The sequence below is a fragment of the Dyella sp. genome (assembly GCF_036384435.1).
Taxonomy (GTDB): Bacteria; Pseudomonadota; Gammaproteobacteria; order Xanthomonadales; family Rhodanobacteraceae; genus GSA-30.
Genome location: NZ_DASVMI010000004.1, coordinates 1 through 18912 on the forward strand (window position 1 = coordinate 1; position 18912 = coordinate 18912).

An 18912-nucleotide genomic window follows, 5' to 3' on the forward strand; every position below is an offset into this window, starting at 1 on the left:
GGCCCACTCCGACGGATGGTCAGGCTGGTGCTCGCGCACCATCCGCACCGCTCGCTCCCGAACTTCTTTTGAATATTTCTGCTTCGTCATGGCTCCATCCTCTCAAGATTGGGAGCCTCCGACAAAGCCGGGGCGGTTCAATATTCGGGATGCATTGAGGCGCCGCCGGCCGCACTCCTCCATTTGGTTTGTCAGGAACAGAGTTGTGGATGCGGCATCCACGCCTTGAGCAGCGGGTTAGTTTGAAGTCCGGGAGTACTGTAACTGCTTAGCGTAGTCGGCGGGTGGGAACACGCTGCCCATGGCAGCCGTCCTGCCCGAAGAGAGTCACTGTCAAGGAAGGAAACGCAGGGTTGGAGCGGGATAGAGCAACGCGACGGACGCTGACTCGAGATGGCCCTTAACCCGGCAGTCCGAACGTGAAGGCTGCTTTGAAAACAAAAAAGACCGCTCAATGAGCGGGCTTCGACGGAAAAAAATATGCAAAGTACTAGCTTTCCGCCCCTTAGGGCAGGCTTTCGTGCTCGAAGCTATCCATCAGTGAGTTTGTATACAAGCTTCTGACCTTGGCAATGATGGCCCAACTACTAAAGCTCACGACGAGCACAGAAAAGATACGAAACCTTTCTCCATGCACATAGCTCAACAACACCGGCCCTAAAAAGCTATGGAGTAGAAACACGCCATATAGACCTCTCAGGAGATTTAACATACCAGTACCGATGTTCGATGAGCGTAAGCTCTTCCAACTACGGGGCAAGAGAAACCATAGAAGCAGTGCACTTAGGACACCGGCCGCACTGATCAAGTAGCAAATTTCTCTTGTGCTCCCGACTCCGTACGCAAGCAACATCAATAGAGCTACCCATGCCATGCATGCCCAGGCAACACGATTTTGGGTCATATTATTTTCCCTCACATTCGCACTCCTGATAATCTCGACGTAATTCGTATACGGCAAGACCGTAGCTAATGGCAGCCAATGTGTGCCCACCCACTTTGAAGAGCTTACCAAGCGACCGGTCTGCATTGGAAGAAGCTCTCAAAGCGCGCTGCTGCTTGTTGTACATGGATGCCTTACGTAAAGCCTGTGCACTTGCTGCTGCATTTTCTGCGCTACCCGAAAACACCCTTTCTGTCGCGTCAATCGTTTGACCGGTCGTGTCCGCAATCCCGCTAGCACTGCCGTCCCCTTCGGCAAGCTCATAGAGCGCATGGATAGTCCCAACCACTGGTGTCATCGAGATAATGAATTCCTTATCTGCTCGTCTCTGACAAGGGGTTTCATCTAGCTCGCCAAAATCCCCGTAGTGAACGCGAGGTATCCTAGCAATGTCATCCAGACCCATTGGGTCGACGGAAACCAATGGATTACCATTCACATATCCATAAGTACTCACGCCCGCAGCCAAACCCATCGGGTCGCTCTGCAAATATCGCCCCCCGGAGACGTCATAATCACGATTAACATTGTATGCAACGCCTCTCTCCGCATCAAAGTATTGCCCTGGATATCGAAGATTGAACCTGTAGCCGCCAATGCTCGTCGGCTGCTTTTCACCAAACGGATTGCTTTGATACGTCCATTGCCATACCTGGGCTCCCGAAGTATTACTGATGGAGCGAGGTGTTCCAAGGCTATCCGCAACCACGAAATCAACTGACGCGGTCGAACTAGAGCCGTTGACTAATGCAATCGGCAAATCGTCCATCCAGATGTAATCTCGGCTGGATGCCCCATACTCGCCGAGAAGCTGACTTGATTCGTCATAGGTAAACCGCTGACTGACCTGCGCCTGCGCAAGTAATTTGTTGATGCGCTCACCCATCGCATCGTAGGTGTACGTTCCCACCGTCGCATTGTTCGCCTGCACCACAGTCAAGCGATTGCGCCCGTCATAGCCAAATCCAAACGTCTGACCACCCGTTGAATTCCCTGTGGTGTTGCCGTTCAAGTCATACGATCTGGCGGAGTTTCCAATACTGGTGAGCCAGTGTGTTCCTGATTGATACCCATACGTCCCGGTCGAAAGGCCGCCGACGCTGGTCTTGCTCAACCGATCACCGGTTGAATTGTACGTATACGACTCAATCGGACTACCCTGTCCGTCCAGCACACCGGTCAGGTGATACAGCGGGTCATAGGTGTAGGTCTCGACAGGGCTTGCAACGCCGGGGGTGTTCCCGAGTGCGGTGATGTTGCCCATCGCATCAAGCAAGAAATGCAGGCTGAAATTCGGACTGACCAGGTCCGTCAAACGGTAATTGGCATCATACGTACGAGTCACTGCTTGCCCATTGCCCAGCGTGTAACCCGAAACAGGCCCAAAGGGCAGATAGGTCACGTTGCTCACCACCGTCTGAGCAGCACCTCCCATCGGGGTGGCGGTCACAGACGTCACTTGGCCCAAGTTGTTCCGAACGTAGTTGACTACCGTGCCACTGGGGTAGGTGACTTGACTTAAGCGATGGCCCACCGTGTAGGCATAGCTGGTCGTGTCGGTCGTTGTTCCTTGGGTCTGGCGCTTTTGCACGACATTGCCAAGGTCATCGTAGCAATAGACCGTGGTCACGTTGCTTTCCACCACGCTGGTCAAGTAGCCATTGCGCTGAGTGCCTCGACCGCGTGGGCAATTATTGACATACACCGACTCATCATAGTGATACGCCACGTTGAGCGACGCGTCCGCGTACGTGGTAGTCAAAACCCGATTCAAGGCATCATAGGTGGAGGTGCTGACCACTCCTCTGGCATCGGTATGGGTCAGGCGATTGCCAGCCACGTCAAACGTGTCACCACTGCTTCCCGTGTCGGGACTTTGCAGACCCACCGGATTGCCCAGGCCATCATAGCTGTACGTGGTCGTCAGGCTGGATGGGTCGGTGATTTGTTTGGTCCGATCCAACGCATCATAGGTGAAGGCCGTCGTGGTGTTTTTGGTTGCCGTATCCGCACCATTGAAGTTTTCGATGGTGCTGGCCAGGCGATTCAAGGCGTCCAACGTGTCCTTTCGTTGGATCCCCAGTCCATCTTTCGACTGCACCAGGGTTCCGTTGGTATCGTAGCTTCCCGTAGCACTGGCATCGAACACCGTGTGGTTCAAACCATCCAAGGTCTTGACCAGTTGCCCCATGATATTGAATTGGCGTGACAGGCTGTGCACAGGGCTCGTTCCACCCGATGCATAGATGTTTTCAGCCGTGCGCTTGCCAACAGCATTCAACGTGTACTGGATGAAGTTGCCTTGCCCGTCTGTGATTTTGGTCAGGCGATGCGCATCATCATAGCCATACGTCGTGACCACCCCATCGGGGTCAGTGGCGGTTTCCACCGCGCCAAAAGCGGTATACGTGTAGGTGGTTGTGGACTGATTGGAAAGACCCGTGACCACGGAGGACAACCAGCCACGCGGGGTGTAGGTAAACGACGTGATAATGCCATTGGCATCAAACATGGTGGTGACGTGCTTTGCGCCGTCATAAGCAAGATAGGTTGTCACATGCCCCAACGCGTCCTTGACCGAGGCCAAATCGCCATGGTGATGAAGGGCATTGTCATCCATGTAGTAGCTGTATGTGGTTGTGTCATCCACATCCGTTCGTGGCCCTTTTTGGGTCAACAGCAGTCCGACCAAGGGGCACTGTGTGGTGTCCACCGCATCACAGTAGGTATCGGTGGTTCGACTTACGCCAGCCGGCACAGTTCCGGTGGCCGAACAGGTGTAATTGGCCGCCGCAGGAACGCTCGGGTCCATTTGGCACGACGCCAGAACCTGACCCCGGGTGTTGTAAACCCAACCTTCGAGAGAAACCGTGTTTCCACCTGCATCCAAAATACGACGCGTGAGTGGGTTGCGCAGGGTTGAATCCCACGTGGTGTTGGTCGTGCGTTGAATGGCCGTGCCACTGGCATCCACTTGCTGGGTGACAAGGCCCACCGCGTTGGCGGTGGTCAGGGTCTTGTTGCCATTGAAATCCGTATAGCTCGCCGGCCAACCGTTGGAATCATAGGTGACCGACTTCCAGGGTTCATTACAGTCTGCCCCGCAATTCGAGCTGGAACCGGTGTTCTTGTAGCCACCGCCAAAATTCATCAACGCCGGTTCATAGGTGTAGCCAAGCGGGGTGGTCACTTCCACTGGCATCACGTTGTTGTCGACGAAGCCAAACCAGTCGAAACTGGTCTTGTCCGCACCCAGCGCGAACTGGGTCGTGTTGACGCGGCCACCCTGGGTGTATGAGGTGGTCTCATACCGGGTGCCCTTTTCGTCAATGACGCCGGTCATGGCGTTGGGCAGCGACACGCTGACCTGCGCCGACTCGTTGTACAGATACTGGCGGGTGTGAGTATCAGGGTACGTCACAGACGTCAGGTTGTTGTTGGAATCGTAGCCATACGTCAACGTTCCACCATCGGGCTGCGTCACTGTTTGAACGCGTGAACTCGCGTCATAGGTAAAGCCGAGCTGCCGACCATCGGGGGCGGTGACGGTCAAGAGCAAATCAGGGGCCGGTGCCACCGTGGAAGGCGTCGTGGCATCACTGTAGGTCAACGTCGTCACCGTGCCAGAAAGGTCCGTGATGGACAACAGTTGGCCTGTGGGCGAATACAACTCCGTTTTCTGGTTCCCCACAAAGAAGGCCGAGTACCCCGTGGTGTTGCCACTGGCGTCCTTCCATTCGGTGATGGTATCTGGGTCGTCGACTGACCCCACCCATGCACCACTGGTGTTTTGCGTAAACGTCTCACTGGCCCCGTCGGGTCGCTCGAGCACCAATTGGTTGATGGTTGCACCCGTGACATTCGGTCCCGTGGCCGATTTCATGACATCCAACCTGCGGGAGAACGTGTGCCGCCACTGCGTGCCCACGTTGCCACTGGTCACGGGCGATCGTGAATTGTAGAAGCGACGGAAAGTCAGCCACTCACCGCCGCGAAAATCGGTCTCCTGCATGAACTTGTTGCCACTGCCCAAATCCACCGGGTCACCCGCTGTCCGGCCCGTTTGAGGGGCGCCCCGGGTATCTTTGGAGGCCTCGCCCGAACTACGACTCGGGCTGGAGCCGGCTGTATGGTTTCCATCACCCGCTGAGCATGTAATGCAAGCGCCCGCCGTTTTCTTCGGGTCGTCAAACTGCTCCGTCGCAAAAATGCCATCCGACGATGTGGCCCCCCCTGGCGTGGTGAGAAGCACAGCGGCGGCAACGGAGCCGTTCGTCTTCGGATCCCTGTAGACCGAAGAGACGGTGCACTCAGGGCAATGAGGCTCCCAAGCCGCAGCCAATGCGTTGGCTGCATCGCCCAACGAGTTGTACGATCCCACGAGCACGGCCGTTTGAACGGTGTAGGGAGGGCCGTAGTACTGCTGGGCATGCACCGAGCCTGCGCCCAACAATCCTGCAAGAGAGAGCGCCAGCAAAGACCCACGCTGCTTGGAGAGGAGGAGAAAACCATAACTAGCCATTGCGATTCCTTGTGCCATGACAATGCTTTCGGCTTGGCCTTGGCCAACCCGGGGGAAATGTTTTTGAAAATCAAACGGGCAGAGTCGCCCGTGCAGCCTCTTATGGGGAAAGAAGCGCTAAAGAAAAATCAAAGGTATTAGACCCTGAAAGGGTTCTTCGACTGAGAACCGAGATGAAGCATCCTGCTTGCCCCCTTTTTCATCCTTGAGAATGGTACTGATACTGCACTCCAAAGTTTTTTCCATGTCAACAAGCAAATTCTTGCGATGAATTGCCTGACTCCATGATTCGGCTAGACAACCCCATGTCGCAGGTCACCATGATGCCCAAAGCCGGTAGCAAAAGCTGAGACAGGGCCGCGGCGGATATACGACACGGTGATTGCAAACCCAATTTCCTGGCACGGGCGCCGGGTAATGCCGAGCCTATTGTTGGCCCAATCGGCGGATTGGTTGAGCATGCGTCCCCTGAACACGCACGCGACCATAAAAATAAGACATCCTCGCCTTCCCGCTTAATCGAATCCACTGCATTACGCAGCACAAAATAAATGGCTATAAATTTTATTTTGCTTCTGTGCTGAAGAGGCAGTTATTCCGAATGGCAGTGCATCCCGACCAGAGCAGCCATCGCGAATACCCAACAAAAACCCCTCAACGACCTGCATCGAGCCCCCGAGGAACGAGAACAGAAAAAATCGCACTAACTGCCCACGCTTGCTCCTCACTCCTCACTCCTCTCCACTCACTCCTCTCCACTCACTCCTAGCTCTTCGCTCCAAGGCCAACCTCACATATAGCGCATCGAACGCACGCGCCGTGTATTCAGCATCTTCCACCAGGGCGCGGCATTGCGCGGCCCAGGCCAGGCGCAGACGCAGGCTTTCGTCGCTCAGCACACGCGCTACGGCCTGGGCCAGGGCATCGGTGTCACCTATCGGTACAGCCAGTGCAGCGGTGGGTGACCATTCGGCGACATGTCCGACGGCCGTGCCAACGGTCGGCACGCCGGCAATCGCCGCTTCCAGGAGAACCAGCGGGCCGGCTTCGTGCAGCGAGGACATCACCAGCAGGTCGGCGCGCTCCATGATGGGGCGCAACTGGCGTTGCGTCTTGAAGCCCAGGAAGCTTATGTGTGTCTCCAGCTTCAGCTCACTGGCCAGCGCCTGCATTTCACCATCGAGCGTATCGACGCCAACCATCTCCATGTGAAAGTTCACACCCTGTTGCGCCAACATCGCCAGGGCACGCAGCAGCGTGGTCTGGTCCTTGACGCGATTGAGACTGGCCACGTGCAACAGGCGCGCCGGGCCGGGCGCACGGTTGCGTGGCGGCAGCGGCGGCCAGGCCGATAGATCCACACCCAACGGCACACGCCAGCCATGGATACCCAAGGCCTGCAAAGACTCGATGATCGGGCCACTGGCCGCCGTGACGGCGCTGGCCATGCGCAGGGTGATGGCTTCGCGCACACGGCTGCGCCAATGGCGCCTGCCGCCGTATCCAATGGCATGCAGGGCCACCAGTTCGCCGCCCGCGATATGGACCAGGCTGGGCACGCGCAACCATCGGGCCGCCGCGACGGCCACGAAACTGCACGAACCGGAGAAGATCGACTGGATCGCATCGAATGGCGCGCGACGATGTTCGGCGCGTATCGCCGCTATTGCGCGGCGACGTGGCCAGCCGTCGCCGATATTGTGAATGGTCGCGCCCGCCAGCGACCAGCGATCCGGCCTGGCCTCCTGGCGCAAGGCAAAGACGTGCACTTCATGGTTGCGCGCCAGATGCTCGATCAAGGTCAACAGCACAGGAATGACGCGGTATTCACCGCTGCGATCGACGCCACCAGGCACGACCAGCGCAAGCTTCATGTCGCGCTCTCCATGCATGCCTGCGCATACGCGTGGGCCCAGTGTCGCCCCAGCGCCGTAAAGGACAATTCAGCGTCGAAATGATCGCGCACGCTTTGCTTCGACGGAAGGTTCGCAGCCACGTGCAGCAGGGCATCGGCCAGCGCTGCCGGATCACCGCGACGCCACAACCTGCCCACGCGGCCATCGCCGGTCAGGCGGCGAAACGACGGGATGTCGGTAACCACCGGCGCCACACCACAGGCGAGTGCCTCGAGCAGGGCGTACCCGCAACTTTCGGCATGGCTGCCGGCGACGAACAGGTCGGCGCCACGCAACAAGGTTTCCACCTTGGCGTGGTCAAGCTTGCCCATCAGATGCACGCGACCGGCCAGGCGCGGATCGCCGGTCAACCGCTCGCGTACCTCGGCAAGCAGGGGGGCCTGCCCGTAAGCGCACCATAGCTGCAAACCTGGCAGGCGTTCGGCGGTGCGCGCGACACCTTCGAGCACGGTCAAAGGGTCCTTGCCGGTTTGCAGATGACCCACCCAGGCCACGCACGGATCTCCATGCAAGCCCAGCTCACGGCGTGCCGCAACCTGATCGCCCCGCATGAATCGACTGCTGGATTCGGGCACAGCGAGGCGTTTCGTCCGCGGTGCGATCAAGCCAGCGCGTACGAAACGATCCGCCAGCTCCGGCGCGGTGAACGAGATCGCGGCCGCCGCGCCGAGCCAACGGCGCCAACGAAGGCGGCGCCACCATCTCGGCACGGCATCGGCATGGTCCTGCAAGAGCACCGGCAACCTGGGAAGCTCGCGTGTGATGGCGTACGCGTCTTCGGCAGCCGCGATGCTGTGCACATGCAGCACATCCGGTCGCATCCGGGTGAGCAAGGTCGCGTAGCCGCGCGCGCGCGTGGCTGCCGATGTGCCCAGGCCCTGTGGCGTGAAGTGGTAATCGATGCCATTGCGCACGATATGTTCCTCGCGCGCGGCGGCCTGGATCACCGACACGCGCGTACCACCCGCGGCAGCCGCGTCGGCGATGTCGGCCAGCGATGGCCAGTGCACGAATACGTCGGATGCGGCCATGCCATCGGGCACGGGGACGAGATTGAGCTGCACGGCGTGCAGGATGCTCGCGTTCAAAGCCCAGAGACCTGCGGCATGCGCAGGCGCACCAGGCGATTGGCGAGATTGAGCTCCCATGGCCGGTCATACCTGCGGTGACGGTAGCGCCACGCGGCGATCGCACTGAGGCTGCGCTTGGCCCACGGCGGCGAACGCAGATCCTGCACGGTCGGAAAACGGCAACGCAGGACGGTGACGAAATCGCGGATGTGCTGGCGCAGGTCGTCGGTCAGCCAGGGAGCATCGGCATGGCAGGCGTAGTCGACCCATTGCGGCTGCATCCATTCCTCGGGCGAGGCCGGGAATACCACTGGCTCGCCGTGCAGGTCGAGCAAGGGCATCGAGGCGCGCTTGCCGCGATCTTTCTCGTGCTTGCTGCTTTCGGGCAGCGGCGTGTAGATATAGACGATGATCTCGGAAGCCGGATTGATACGCTTGAGTTCGCGAATGAATTCAAACGTGTGCTCGGTCTCCTGCACCGTGTTCACCGGCGGCGCCACCATGAAGGAAAGCTCGGGAATCACGCCGTTACGCCGGCACAGTTCGGCGACTTCCAGGGTCTGGTCGGGTCGCGTTCCCTTGCGAATCTCCTTGAGCATGGCGCCACTGGGTGACTCGGCACCGATATAGGCCATGCGCAGACGACTCTTGCGCACCAGCTTCCAGGTGCTTTCGGACAAGTTGAGCAAGGCGTCGGCGCGTGCGTAGCACCACCAGGGCATTTCCAATTTGGCCATGACCTCAAGCAACGGAATCATGTCCACTTCGCGATCAAAAAAGTTGTGATCGAAGAACTGGATGGAATCGGCGCCTAGTTCGTACTTGAGATAGCTCAGTTCTCGCTCCAGCCGTGTCGCCGTGGGCAGCGCCGTGGTGCCGCCGAACATCGCCGCGACGCCACAGAAGGTGCAGCGAAAGCGACAGCCGATCGCAGCCTGGTGCGCCGCGGTGCGGCGCCCCAGGAACGTACGCGCCAAGTAGCGGCTCGGGTCGCCAAGTTTCTCGTAGGGCAGCACCAGGCCGTTGTCGCCAAGCGAAAAGCGCCGGTTCGCGTTGTGTACGTGTTCGTCGCCGCGCTTCCAGGACAGGCCGCCGATACGCCCGAGGTTGGCTTCGCTCGGATCGTGCAAGGTCTTGAGCAGCTCAGGCAGGCTTTCTTCACCCTGCCCGCGAATCGCATAGTCCACATACGGTGCCGACAACGCGGTATCGGTATAGAGGGTGGGAAAGTAACCACCCCAGATGATCGGCGTATTGGGGTAGCGTTCGCGCACCGCGCGCGACACGGCGATCGACGGCGCGATCTGTGGACCGCCCATCACGCTCACACCCACGGCATCGAAGTGCTCCATCTCCATCGCGCGCAAGGTCTCGCCGACGATGTCGCGATCCACGTTGCCGTCGATGATCCGGCTGCTGCCCGTGCGGTCGATGGATGCGGCCAGATTGAGCAGCGACAGGGGAAAACGCGCGCTGGAGCGCGAGGTGATCGTGGGATTGAGCAGAAGGGTGCGATGCGTATGCGTCATGGGAACAGATATCAGGAGAGTCGGCGCAGGCGCAGCACCAGTGCCACCGGCACATGCAGCGCGACCGGATCGAAATGCGCACCCGCCGGAATATCGGCCGGATCGAGCATGGGTTCGAGCACCCGTTCGATCACCAGGCCGAGCTCGGCGCAGGCCGCATGCCAATGGCTGTAGAGATGCGATACGTGATACGCGGCGTAGCGCCGGCCGTCGACCTTGAAGTCACGCAACCAGCCAAGCGCATGCCCGATGGGATGGAAATCGCTGCACAGCACGATGCCACCGGGGCGGGTCACGCGATGCAGTTCGGCCAGGGATTCGCGCAGGCGTGCTTCATGGCCCAGTACCAGCCCACACAGGGTCAGGTCCGCCCAGGCATCGGGCAAGGGCAGCGCCGACACCTCACCCTGCACCAGCGAAAGCATGGCCTGGTCCTGCCAGGCGTCGAGTTCGTCGTGGGCCCGGGCCAGCATGTCATGCGACAGGTCGACGCCCGCAACTTGAGTCGCGCCGCGACGCAAGGCGTGCAGCATGTACCGCCCACTGCCGCAGCCGGCATCCAGTACCGTCACGTCATGCAGTGCGCTGGGCATCAGCGACAACATGGCGCGTTCCTCGGCCTGCATGACCGGGTTGTGCGCATGGGCCGGATATGAAGCGGCCCATAAGGCATAGGCCTTGGCGGGTTCGAGCACGGGCGTGGTGGACATCGTCGGAGCCTCCATCAACGCAGTTGCGCTTCCAGCGCCGGGCTGAAGGTTTCTTCGCGCCGGGCCTGGAACCATTCCAGGCCCGGTTCCATGGCCAGCAGCGCGGGATCGGCCAGGTCGGCCGCCAGCAATTTGGGACGGCCGTCGAGCGTGACTGCCACCGTGTCGATGCCCGCCTGGGCAAACCAGTCGGCGAAATCCGGATCGGCGATACGCGGCAGGCCGTTATGCACCACAGCGCGGATGTGGCTGCGCTCCAGCCCCACCAGACTATGGGCCGGGTCGCCGCCACGATCTTCGACGATGACCATATCCGCCGCTGCCCCGGGACCCAGGTGCCCGTGCGCGGCCATGCGCAGGATGCGCGCGCCGTGCACCGTGGCCAGCGCCAGCAGGTCGGCCGCCGGCAGCTCGCCGCGCGCCTGGGCGCCACGCAGTTCATCCAGAAGGTCGCGCGAACCGCTGATGCGCGAATCGCTGCCCAGCGCGAGGCAGCCGGCGGCAAACAGGCGGCGCGGATCGAGCGTACGCCCCAGCAAGGCCAGGTTGCTGCCCGGACACCACACCACCGCCGCGCCGACGGCAATCACCCGATCGATATCGTGTTCGCCAAATCCGACGCCATGAACCAGCACGCTGTTGGCCGCCAGGCACTCCATCTGGTCGAGCTGGCACAGCTCGGCGCAGGCGGTTGCGTCGGTGCCCTCGGCAAGATGGATCATCCATGGTTGTCCGGCGGGCGTGGCGGCGAAACTTTCCATCACCGGCGGGCCATAGCCCGGGCCTGCGAGGGTGTAGCTCCAGCCGAATTCGCGCAGCAAGGTCACCGGAAAATCCGCCGTGTCCAGCACGTCGTGCCACGGGTCGTGATGGGCCACACAGGTGACGCCAGCCAGCAGGTTCTTCAAGCCGCCATGGCGCATGCGCAGCGCCTTGGATACATGCAGGGCCGCCACCACCGCCGGGTTTTCGAAATGTCGCTGGAAGGCGGCAATCCATGCGTAGCTGTTTGGAAACGGCGCGCCCTTCTTCAACGGCGGCACGTTGTTGATGTGCAGATGCTCGTGCGCATTGACCAGCCCCGGAAACACCAGGTGGTCGCGCAGATCCACGCGACAGGCGCCGGCGCTGGCCGATGCACCGATGCGCCCGGCCTGGATCGGCAAGGTCACTCGCGCCATGCCTGTGGGCAGGCAGATGGCCGCGCGGGTCAGGCTTGCATCGAAGGAAGCGGTCGCCGTATCCATGCGCTCAGCGACGCTGCATCACGATCAGGAAATGGTCGCCCATGTCGCGCAACATCGGCCATGCGCCCATGCGGTCATCCAGGCGGCCGAGCTTCTCGCACCAGCGCTGTCGACGGCGGTAGTAATCGACCAGATACGGCGGCGGCATGAACAAGCTGAGTGCGCGATAGCCATCCAGCGCGAAATCATCGGCGAAGGCGCGATAGAACTCGCGTGGCAGGTAGTAGTAGGTCCAGATCGTGTGGCGATTCATGCCCACCGCCGTCGCACCGCGCGTGGCGCGCACTCCGGCACGACGAAAGCGTCCGCGCAGGCTGTAGTGCATCACTTCCCACGGGCAGATACGACCGATCACCGAAAACACCAGCTTGCCGCCGGGGCGCACCAGGCGCGCGCACTGGCGCGCGACCTCTCGCAGGTCCGGCGCGCAATTGAGCGGACCGAAATTGGAATAGGCGGCATCGAACTCGCCGTCGAGCTGATCCAGTTGCTGCACGCCCAGATGGCGGGCAGTCACGCGCGAGGCCAGACCGGCATCGACCGCGCGCGCATGCGTGCGCTCGATCATTTGCGGCGACCAGTCGGTGGCGGTGACCTGGTAGCCGCGCCGGGCAAACTCCAGCGCGTCCAGGCCGGTGCCGCAGCCCAGGTCGAGCAGGCGCGAGCCGGGGGACATGGCGCTGTGCACGGTGTCCCACAGCGTCAGGCGCATGCGCTGGATCAGTTCATTGTTGCCACGCGGGCCGTCGTAGTCGGCGGCCACGCTATCGAAAGCACGCTGGGTTTCCAGCAATTGCGACTCATCGAGCGGCGTGCCATGGACACGCCAGTGGCCGGTTGCGGTCGGTTCAAGCTTCTGCTGCGCACTCATCTGCATCTCCGTATCACCGGAGCGGCCATCATGGGAACGATCGCGGTGTCCTGCGTGAGTGCCGCCAGAGAGCTATTTGGTTGTGCGGCGGCCCTTCATGCCGAGGCCGCCTGCCGTATCGCGTGGCGGCCCACCGCAGCGAACGCCCCCAGGAACAATCCGGCCAGGATGCCGATGCCCCAGGCCAGCAGCAGATTGGGCGAAGACGGACGGTCCGGCACGTACACCGGCCAGGGCTGGGATGTCTCGAAGGTATAGCTGGCACTCAGGCGGCTTTGCAGGTCGCCATACGCTTGCTGCAACTCATGCACTTCGGTGTTCTTGCTTGCCAGCAGCATGCCGGCCATGACGCTGTCAGCGCCGCCCTTGCCGGGCACGGCCAGTTGTTGCAGCCGGTCGCGATCGGCCAGCGCGTTCTGCAACTCGCCGTGGACCTGCGCCAACCGATCCTGGGCCAGTTTCAACGGACCGGCTTCGATGTGCTGATGGATCGCCTGCAAATGCTCCACCGTGGCGGTAGCCAGCTGGCGCGCCTGTCCTGGCGAGTCGGCGCGCACGGTGAGCTTGATCAGGCCGGCGTAGGGTGAAGGTTCCAGCTTGAAGCTCTTGCGATACAGCTGGCCTTCGCGCTGGTCCAGCGGCACGCCGAGGCCTTGCAGCACTTCATCCTGGAATCCGCGTGTCTGCAAACGCTCGATCACGCGCAGCAAGGGTTCGACCTTGGTGTCCTGCCCGGCCGGCGCCTGGCCGACCTGGCCAATCTGGATCCACGCGGTAGCCTCCCATTGACGGTGTGCCATGCGCGTATAGGCGAAGGCCAACGCCACGGCCACGATAAACAGTGCGGCGAACCAGCGCCATTCGCGGGCGAGCAGTCGCCACAGGTCGATCAGGTAGATTTCGTCTTGGTCCATGGCTCAAGTCACGGGCAGGTCAGGCGGCAGGTCGAGGCAGGCGCGTGGCGGCCGCCGCGCCGCGCCGGTTCGGCAGCCACGCGGCCAGTACCTGCATCAGCAGGCACAGCACGAGAAAGCCGCCATTGGTCCAGGTGAACGCCTGCGGCGCGAACGGCGCCATCAGGCATACGTACGCCACGCGCAGGAAGATCAGCAGCGGAAACAGCGCCACGCCACGCAGGCGGCGCACACTCCACAGCAATAGCGCATAGAGCACGAAGAACGACGCGGCGGCGCCGTACGGCCCCCACGCCATCAGGAACGGAAAGAACTCCGTGCCCACATTGATGTTCGGTGCATCCAACGGGATATCGGTGCCGGCGGTCGCCACGGAACCGGCCATCGGCACGAGCTGATTGACCAGGAACGCGGCATTCTCGTAGTGCTTGGCCAGGATCGCACTGAAGTTGTACGGCCCGGCGCTGACGTACAGCAACAGCCACTTGATGCCCACGGGCGAGGCCTTGTAGACGTCACTGAAGGGCAGCGCTACGTATTCGAGCGAGCCGGTGCGCACGATGCCGAGGATCGCAAACAGCGTTGCGGCGGCCACTCCCAGCGCCGTCACGGTCTTCCATGGTAAAGCGCGTGCGGGGTCACGCCGCAGCACGATCACCATGCCCAGCGCGATCAGGCTGGCAAACAGTCGATTGCGGTCGATCACCAGGATCGGAAACGCCACACCGACCACGATCAACACGTTGCGCAGCCAGCGCTGGCGCGCGCACAGCAGGCCGATCACCGGCAAGGCCCAGCACATGTCCGAGACATGGCGCACGTGCTCGCGTCCGTCGGTCATGGTGGCGTAGGTCGATGGATCGCCCAGCAACGGCACCGGAAACAGCGTGACGTCACACAGGCAGAACAGCGCCACGGCGATGGCGAACGCCAGCGCGACGAAGGATTCGCGCGTGCCCGCATAGCGCCGCTGGCGAAAGCGCCCGGCGTCGGGAAGGCGCGTGCGCAACACGGCATCGCCCAGCATGGCCGCCAGCGCAATGGCGCACAGCAGCACCATGCCCTCCATGTAACCCGGCGGAAAATCATAGGTCAGCAAGGTCAGGCCGCAGGCTAGCAACATCGGCAGGCCCAGGTACGTCGATGGCCGGCGCAACCAGTCGCTCATGCTTCCTCCGCGCTGCGCGGTGCAGCCGGAAGGCGCAGGCGCGAAAGAAAACCCAGCGACAGATAGGCGGCCATGTGCCACGCCAGGCTGGCCACGTGGCCGCGCAGGTAGGCGATCTTGGCGGCGATGTAATGGGTCTGCGCCTTCAACAGGCTGCGATACGGCTCGTCGAACAGTTCGATGCGACGCAACGCCACCTGGCGCGATTCCATCAGGTTGATCACGCGGGTCGCGATATGGCGCGTCTTGCTGAGATTGGTCTCATGCAGGCGATAGGCACACACCGGCACGTCGACGAAGCCCACGGCATCGCGTGCAGCCAGACGCAGGAACATGTCCCAGTCGTCGATGCGCAAACCCTCGCTCCAGCGCGACACGGTCTCCAGAACACTCTTGCGGATCAACGTCACCGGGCCGCCGACGGCCCACTGGCTGATCACCGCGCGGCGAATGCCATCGTCGGATACGTAGAGCCGCTTGTCCGCGCCGTGCAGGTCGCACATGCCACTGTCATGCAGCTTGTGTCCTTGCTGGTCGATCACGATCGAGTCCCCGATGACCGCGCCCTTACCCGGATGGGTCAGCAGATAACGCACCAGGGCATCCAGGCCGCCAGGCAAGAAGTAATCGTCACTGGCGCCCAGGCGCAGGAACTCGCCATGAGCACGCGCGGCCAGTTCATTGAGCGTGGCGGCAATGCCCTTGTTCGGCCGGCTGACGTATTCGATCGCCACCTCACCCTCATGGCGCGCCACCCAGTCGGCGATGCAGGCGGCCGTGCCATCGGTCGACCCATCATCGATGATCACGATTTCCTTCGCCGGATAAGGGTCTTCCAGCACGCTATCCAGGCAGCGCGTGACGAAGCGCTCGTGATTGAACGCGGGAATCAGCACGGATACCAGCGGCATCATCGCCGCACCCTCGGCCACGTCGCCCGCCATGTCAGAGTCTCCCCAGGTAGCGCCGCACCACCAGCGCGTTGAACAACAAGTACAGCGTGTAGTTGACGGTAAACGCATACATCGCGCCCACCAGACCGAAGTGCGCGGTGAACACGTAGACCAACAACAAGTAGCTCAGTGCGAAAACGAACTCCGACAGCACGAACAACCGTGTCATGGCCTTGGCCAGCATCACGTAGGAGAGAACGAACGAGGCGATCTTGACCACATCGCCCAACAGCTGCGGCGCGTACAACGCATTGGCTGCGCCGAAATCCCCCGTGAAGAGCAGCCAGGTCACCACGTCGCGCAACAGGTACACGCCCAATGCCAGCACCGCCACAGCCGGCATCAGGTAGCGATAAGCCAGGCGCAACTCCCGCGCCAGCGCGCTGCGCTCAGTCGTGGCCGACAGCTTGGGCAGGTAATAGATATTGATCGCCGTGGTCAGGAACAGCAGGTAGGCATCGGATACGCGTGTAACCGCCTGCCAGTACCCGACCTGCTCCCAACCGAAATGGGCCGCCAGATGATCGCGCACGGCGATGTTCACCAGCGGCGGCAGCAAGGCCGAGGCGAGTGTCATGGTGGAAAACGCCGCCAGCCGGCGCGCCATGCCCGCATCGAAACGCGCGCGCAACATGCCAGGCTTGAAATAGTCGCTGCGTGCCAGCGCCGGCATGCCGATCACCAGCCATAGCACTTGCCCCACCACCAACGCCAGCAACGCGCCATACAACGCGAACCAGTGCGCCAGTGCGAGCATCAGGGCCACGCCGAGCAGCGATCCGGCGACCTGGATCATTGCCAGCCTGCGCACGTCCATGAAGCCGTTGATGACCGACAACACATAGTTGAGCAAGGCGATACCCAACTGGGCCACCGCCAGCACGCGTATCAGGCTTGCGTAACCGCGATCGCCAAACAACCAGCCCGCCAGAGGCTCGGCCAGCCACAGGGCCACGCAGGCGATGACGCACGAGGTACACAGCGCGTACCACAATGCCGCCCCCAGCAGGCGCGCAAGCCGGCGTGCATCGTCACGGTATTCGGCCACGTACTTGACCACGCCGGCACTGATGCCGCCACCGGCCAGCACCGCGAGCAGCGAAACCAGGCTGACGAACTGCCCCAGGCGCCCGACACCCACGGGACCGGCGATCCATGCCACCAGCTTCACCGCCACCAGCGCGGCAAGCAGGCGCGCGGCGGTCGCCGCGGCGGAGTAAATGCCTGTGCGCACGATATTCATGGTGTCGACACGAATGCCATGCAGGCATCGATGACGTGGTCGACCTGCTCGTCGGTCAGCGACGGCCCGATGGGCAGACTGAGCACTTCACGGTGCAATTGCTCGGTGACCGGCAACTGCAAGTGATGCAGCGTTGGATAGGCCGGTTGGCGATGCGGCGGCACGGGATAATGGATGAGCGTCTGCACGCCCAAGCCAAGCAGATGCTCGCGCAAGGCATCGCGCTGCGCACAACGCAACACGAACAGATGCCAGACATGGGCTGGCTCGTGCGCCACGGCCGGTACGATGATGGCCGGATGCCGGATGCCCACGCGATACCGCGCGGCCAGCACCCGGCGTCGCTGCGTATCTTCATCGAGATAGCGCAGTTTTACGCGAAGCAACGCCGCCTGCATCTCATCCAGCCGCGAATTCATGCCCTGCATCAGGTGACTGTATTTTTCGCGCGACCCGTAGTTGCGCAGGGCCCGGATACATTCGGCCAGATCGTCATCGGCAGTGACCACCGCGCCAGCGTCGCCCAGCGCGCCCAGGTTCTTGCCCGGAAAGAAGCTGAAACCGGCCGCGTGACCGAAGCTGCCTGCCTTGCGGCCATCGAGCTGTGCGCCATGGGCCTGCGCGGCATCCTCGATCAATAGCAGGCCATGACGATCGGCGATATCCCGCAGCGCCGCCATGTCCGCGAGCTGACCGTACAGGTGCACCGCCAGGATGGCGCGTGTGCGCGGACCGATAGCCGCCTCGGTGCGCGAGGTGTCGAGATTGAACGTACGCGGATCGGGTTCCACCACCACCGGGCGAAGGCCATTTCCGGTGACCGCCAAAAAGCTGGCGATGAAGGTATTGCCGGGCACGATGACCTCGTCGCCCTCTCGCAACGACCCCAAGGCCATGTAACCGCGTAGGATCAGCATCAGCGCGTCCAGTCCGTTGCCGACGCCCAGGGCATGAGGCATGCCGCAATAGGCCGCGAACTCGCGCTCGAAGGCGGCCAGTTCCTCGCCCAGCACATACCAGCCCGAATCGATCACGCGCGCCGCGGCTGCCTTGAGTTCGTCGGCGTGACGCGCGTTGATGTCGCGCAAGCTCAGGAAGGGCACGTCCATCACAATACCCACTCGTAGAAATCATGCACCACACCGCGCGCACCGAAGTGCTCCTTCTGAGCCACCAGCCCGGCATTGAGTACGGTGCCGCCTTGCTCGGTGGAAATACCAAAGGCGAAATACTCGCGATCGGCATAGTCTTCGCCGATCAGGCCCGCCAGCAGAAAACTCAGCGCATCCACGCGACGCCCTTCCTCGGAGGCGGCCATGTACTGCGTGTGCACTACACGCCCGAAGTCGTACACCAGGGTGCTCGCCAGCAAGGTGTCGCCCCGGCGCGCCTCATGCAGCACGATGCTTTCCGGAAAGCGCCGCATCAGCAGATGCAGCTCATCCAGACTGTGCGTCGGCGTGGCGCCATGGCGATGCAGTACTTCGCGCAGCAAGGCATGGAAGGCCTGCGGATCGGCCTGACGCTGCCGCACCACGCCAGCCTTGACGGCCTTGTTGATCGCGGCTTTGCGCCCCTGCGTGGCCAGCGCTCCGGCACGCAGCGCGATCGCCGAAGACAGGTCGCGCCGCACCAGTCGCGCACCGGCGCGATGCAGCGCGTACAGGTCTTCCTCGGCAGGAATATCGTGATAGATATGCGGTACGGCCTTGTACAACAACGAACGCACGCCCTGTGCGCGATAGTGCGCGCCCAGCATCTCGAATACCGCCAGCGTCGATTCCGCGCGCAGCGCTGGCGTCGAAAGCAGGCCGCCATAGGTCAGG

Annotated in this window: 13 protein-coding genes; all 13 read right to left on the reverse strand. The window is 61.8% G+C overall.

Annotated elements, in window-relative coordinates:
• Nucleotides 1-905: 905 nt before the first annotated feature.
• A complete protein-coding gene (locus VF436_RS00285; RefSeq protein WP_330901957.1) occupies nt 906-5483 on the reverse strand; it encodes an RHS repeat-associated core domain-containing protein in 4578 nt (1525 codons plus the stop codon).
• Nucleotides 5484-6196: 713 nt separating this feature from the next.
• Nucleotides 6197-7339: a glycosyltransferase family 4 protein gene (locus VF436_RS00290; RefSeq protein WP_330901959.1), complete on the reverse strand. Its 1143-nt coding sequence runs from the start codon at nt 7337-7339 to the stop codon at nt 6197-6199.
• Nucleotides 7336-8412 (reverse strand): glycosyltransferase family 4 protein, encoded by a 1077-nt coding sequence (locus VF436_RS00295; protein ID WP_330901970.1) that lies wholly within the window; start codon nt 8410-8412, stop codon nt 7336-7338. The genes VF436_RS00290 and VF436_RS00295 overlap by 4 nt, the downstream gene beginning before the upstream one ends.
• A gap of 53 nt (nt 8413-8465) precedes the next feature.
• Nucleotides 8466-9980: a B12-binding domain-containing radical SAM protein gene (locus tag VF436_RS00300; protein ID WP_330901960.1), complete on the reverse strand. Its 1515-nt coding sequence runs from the start codon at nt 9978-9980 to the stop codon at nt 8466-8468.
• Between the two features lie 11 nt (nt 9981-9991).
• Entirely contained in the window at nt 9992-10690 is a 699-nt protein-coding gene (locus VF436_RS00305; RefSeq protein WP_330901961.1) for a class I SAM-dependent methyltransferase, read from the reverse strand.
• Nucleotides 10691-10704: 14 nt separating this feature from the next.
• Complete coding sequence (locus VF436_RS00310; RefSeq protein WP_330901962.1) at nt 10705-11937, reverse strand: amidohydrolase family protein; 1233 nt, start codon at nt 11935-11937, stop codon at nt 10705-10707.
• 4 nt (nt 11938-11941) lie between these two features.
• The gene (locus VF436_RS00315) at nt 11942-12808 is read right to left on the reverse strand and encodes a class I SAM-dependent methyltransferase (RefSeq protein ID WP_330901963.1); all 867 of its coding nucleotides are present in this window, start codon (nt 12806-12808) and stop codon (nt 11942-11944) included.
• Nucleotides 12809-12903: 95 nt separating this feature from the next.
• Nucleotides 12904-13722 carry a Wzz/FepE/Etk N-terminal domain-containing protein gene (locus VF436_RS00320; RefSeq protein WP_330901964.1) on the reverse strand — a complete coding sequence of 273 codons (819 nt, stop codon included), beginning with the start codon at nt 13720-13722 and terminating at the stop codon, nt 12904-12906.
• A gap of 19 nt (nt 13723-13741) precedes the next feature.
• Nucleotides 13742-14890, reverse strand: a complete 1149-nt coding sequence (locus VF436_RS00325; protein WP_330901965.1) for a hypothetical protein — start codon at nt 14888-14890, stop codon at nt 13742-13744.
• Entirely contained in the window at nt 14887-15834 is a 948-nt protein-coding gene (locus VF436_RS00330; RefSeq protein WP_330901966.1) for a glycosyltransferase, read from the reverse strand. The genes VF436_RS00325 and VF436_RS00330 overlap by 4 nt, the downstream gene beginning before the upstream one ends.
• Nucleotide 15835: 1 nt before the next feature.
• Nucleotides 15836-17086, reverse strand: a complete 1251-nt coding sequence (locus VF436_RS00335; RefSeq protein ID WP_330901967.1) for an O-antigen translocase — start codon at nt 17084-17086, stop codon at nt 15836-15838.
• A complete protein-coding gene (locus tag VF436_RS00340) occupies nt 17083-18195 on the reverse strand; it encodes a DegT/DnrJ/EryC1/StrS family aminotransferase (RefSeq protein WP_414649788.1) in 1113 nt (370 codons plus the stop codon). The genes VF436_RS00335 and VF436_RS00340 overlap by 4 nt, the downstream gene beginning before the upstream one ends.
• A partial coding sequence (locus VF436_RS00345; RefSeq protein ID WP_330901969.1) for a GNAT family N-acetyltransferase occupies nt 18195-18912 on the reverse strand: 718 nt, incomplete at its 5' end. The genes VF436_RS00345 and VF436_RS00340, both read right to left, overlap by 1 nt.

What these genes read in the sequence shown, in the direction of transcription:
- VF436_RS00285 (WP_330901957.1), bottom strand. Translation starts at nt 5,483, where the DNA reads ATGGCACAAGGAATCGCAATGGCTAGTTATGGTTTTCTCCTCCTCTCC.
- VF436_RS00290 (WP_330901959.1), bottom strand. Translation starts at nt 7,339, where the DNA reads ATGAAGCTTGCGCTGGTCGTGCCTGGTGGCGTCGATCGCAGCGGTGAA.
- VF436_RS00295 (WP_330901970.1), bottom strand. Translation starts at nt 8,412, where the DNA reads ATGGCCGCATCCGACGTATTCGTGCACTGGCCATCGCTGGCCGACATC.
- VF436_RS00300 (WP_330901960.1), bottom strand. Translation starts at nt 9,980, where the DNA reads ATGACGCATACGCATCGCACCCTTCTGCTCAATCCCACGATCACCTCG.
- VF436_RS00305 (WP_330901961.1), bottom strand. Translation starts at nt 10,690, where the DNA reads ATGTCCACCACGCCCGTGCTCGAACCCGCCAAGGCCTATGCCTTATGG.
- VF436_RS00310 (WP_330901962.1), bottom strand. Translation starts at nt 11,937, where the DNA reads ATGGATACGGCGACCGCTTCCTTCGATGCAAGCCTGACCCGCGCGGCC.
- VF436_RS00315 (WP_330901963.1), bottom strand. Translation starts at nt 12,808, where the DNA reads ATGAGTGCGCAGCAGAAGCTTGAACCGACCGCAACCGGCCACTGGCGT.
- VF436_RS00320 (WP_330901964.1), bottom strand. Translation starts at nt 13,722, where the DNA reads ATGGACCAAGACGAAATCTACCTGATCGACCTGTGGCGACTGCTCGCC.
- VF436_RS00325 (WP_330901965.1), bottom strand. Translation starts at nt 14,890, where the DNA reads ATGAGCGACTGGTTGCGCCGGCCATCGACGTACCTGGGCCTGCCGATG.
- VF436_RS00330 (WP_330901966.1), bottom strand. Translation starts at nt 15,834, where the DNA reads ATGGCGGGCGACGTGGCCGAGGGTGCGGCGATGATGCCGCTGGTATCC.
- VF436_RS00335 (WP_330901967.1), bottom strand. Translation starts at nt 17,086, where the DNA reads ATGAATATCGTGCGCACAGGCATTTACTCCGCCGCGGCGACCGCCGCG.
- VF436_RS00340 (WP_414649788.1), bottom strand. Translation starts at nt 18,195, where the DNA reads ATGGACGTGCCCTTCCTGAGCTTGCGCGACATCAACGCGCGTCACGCC.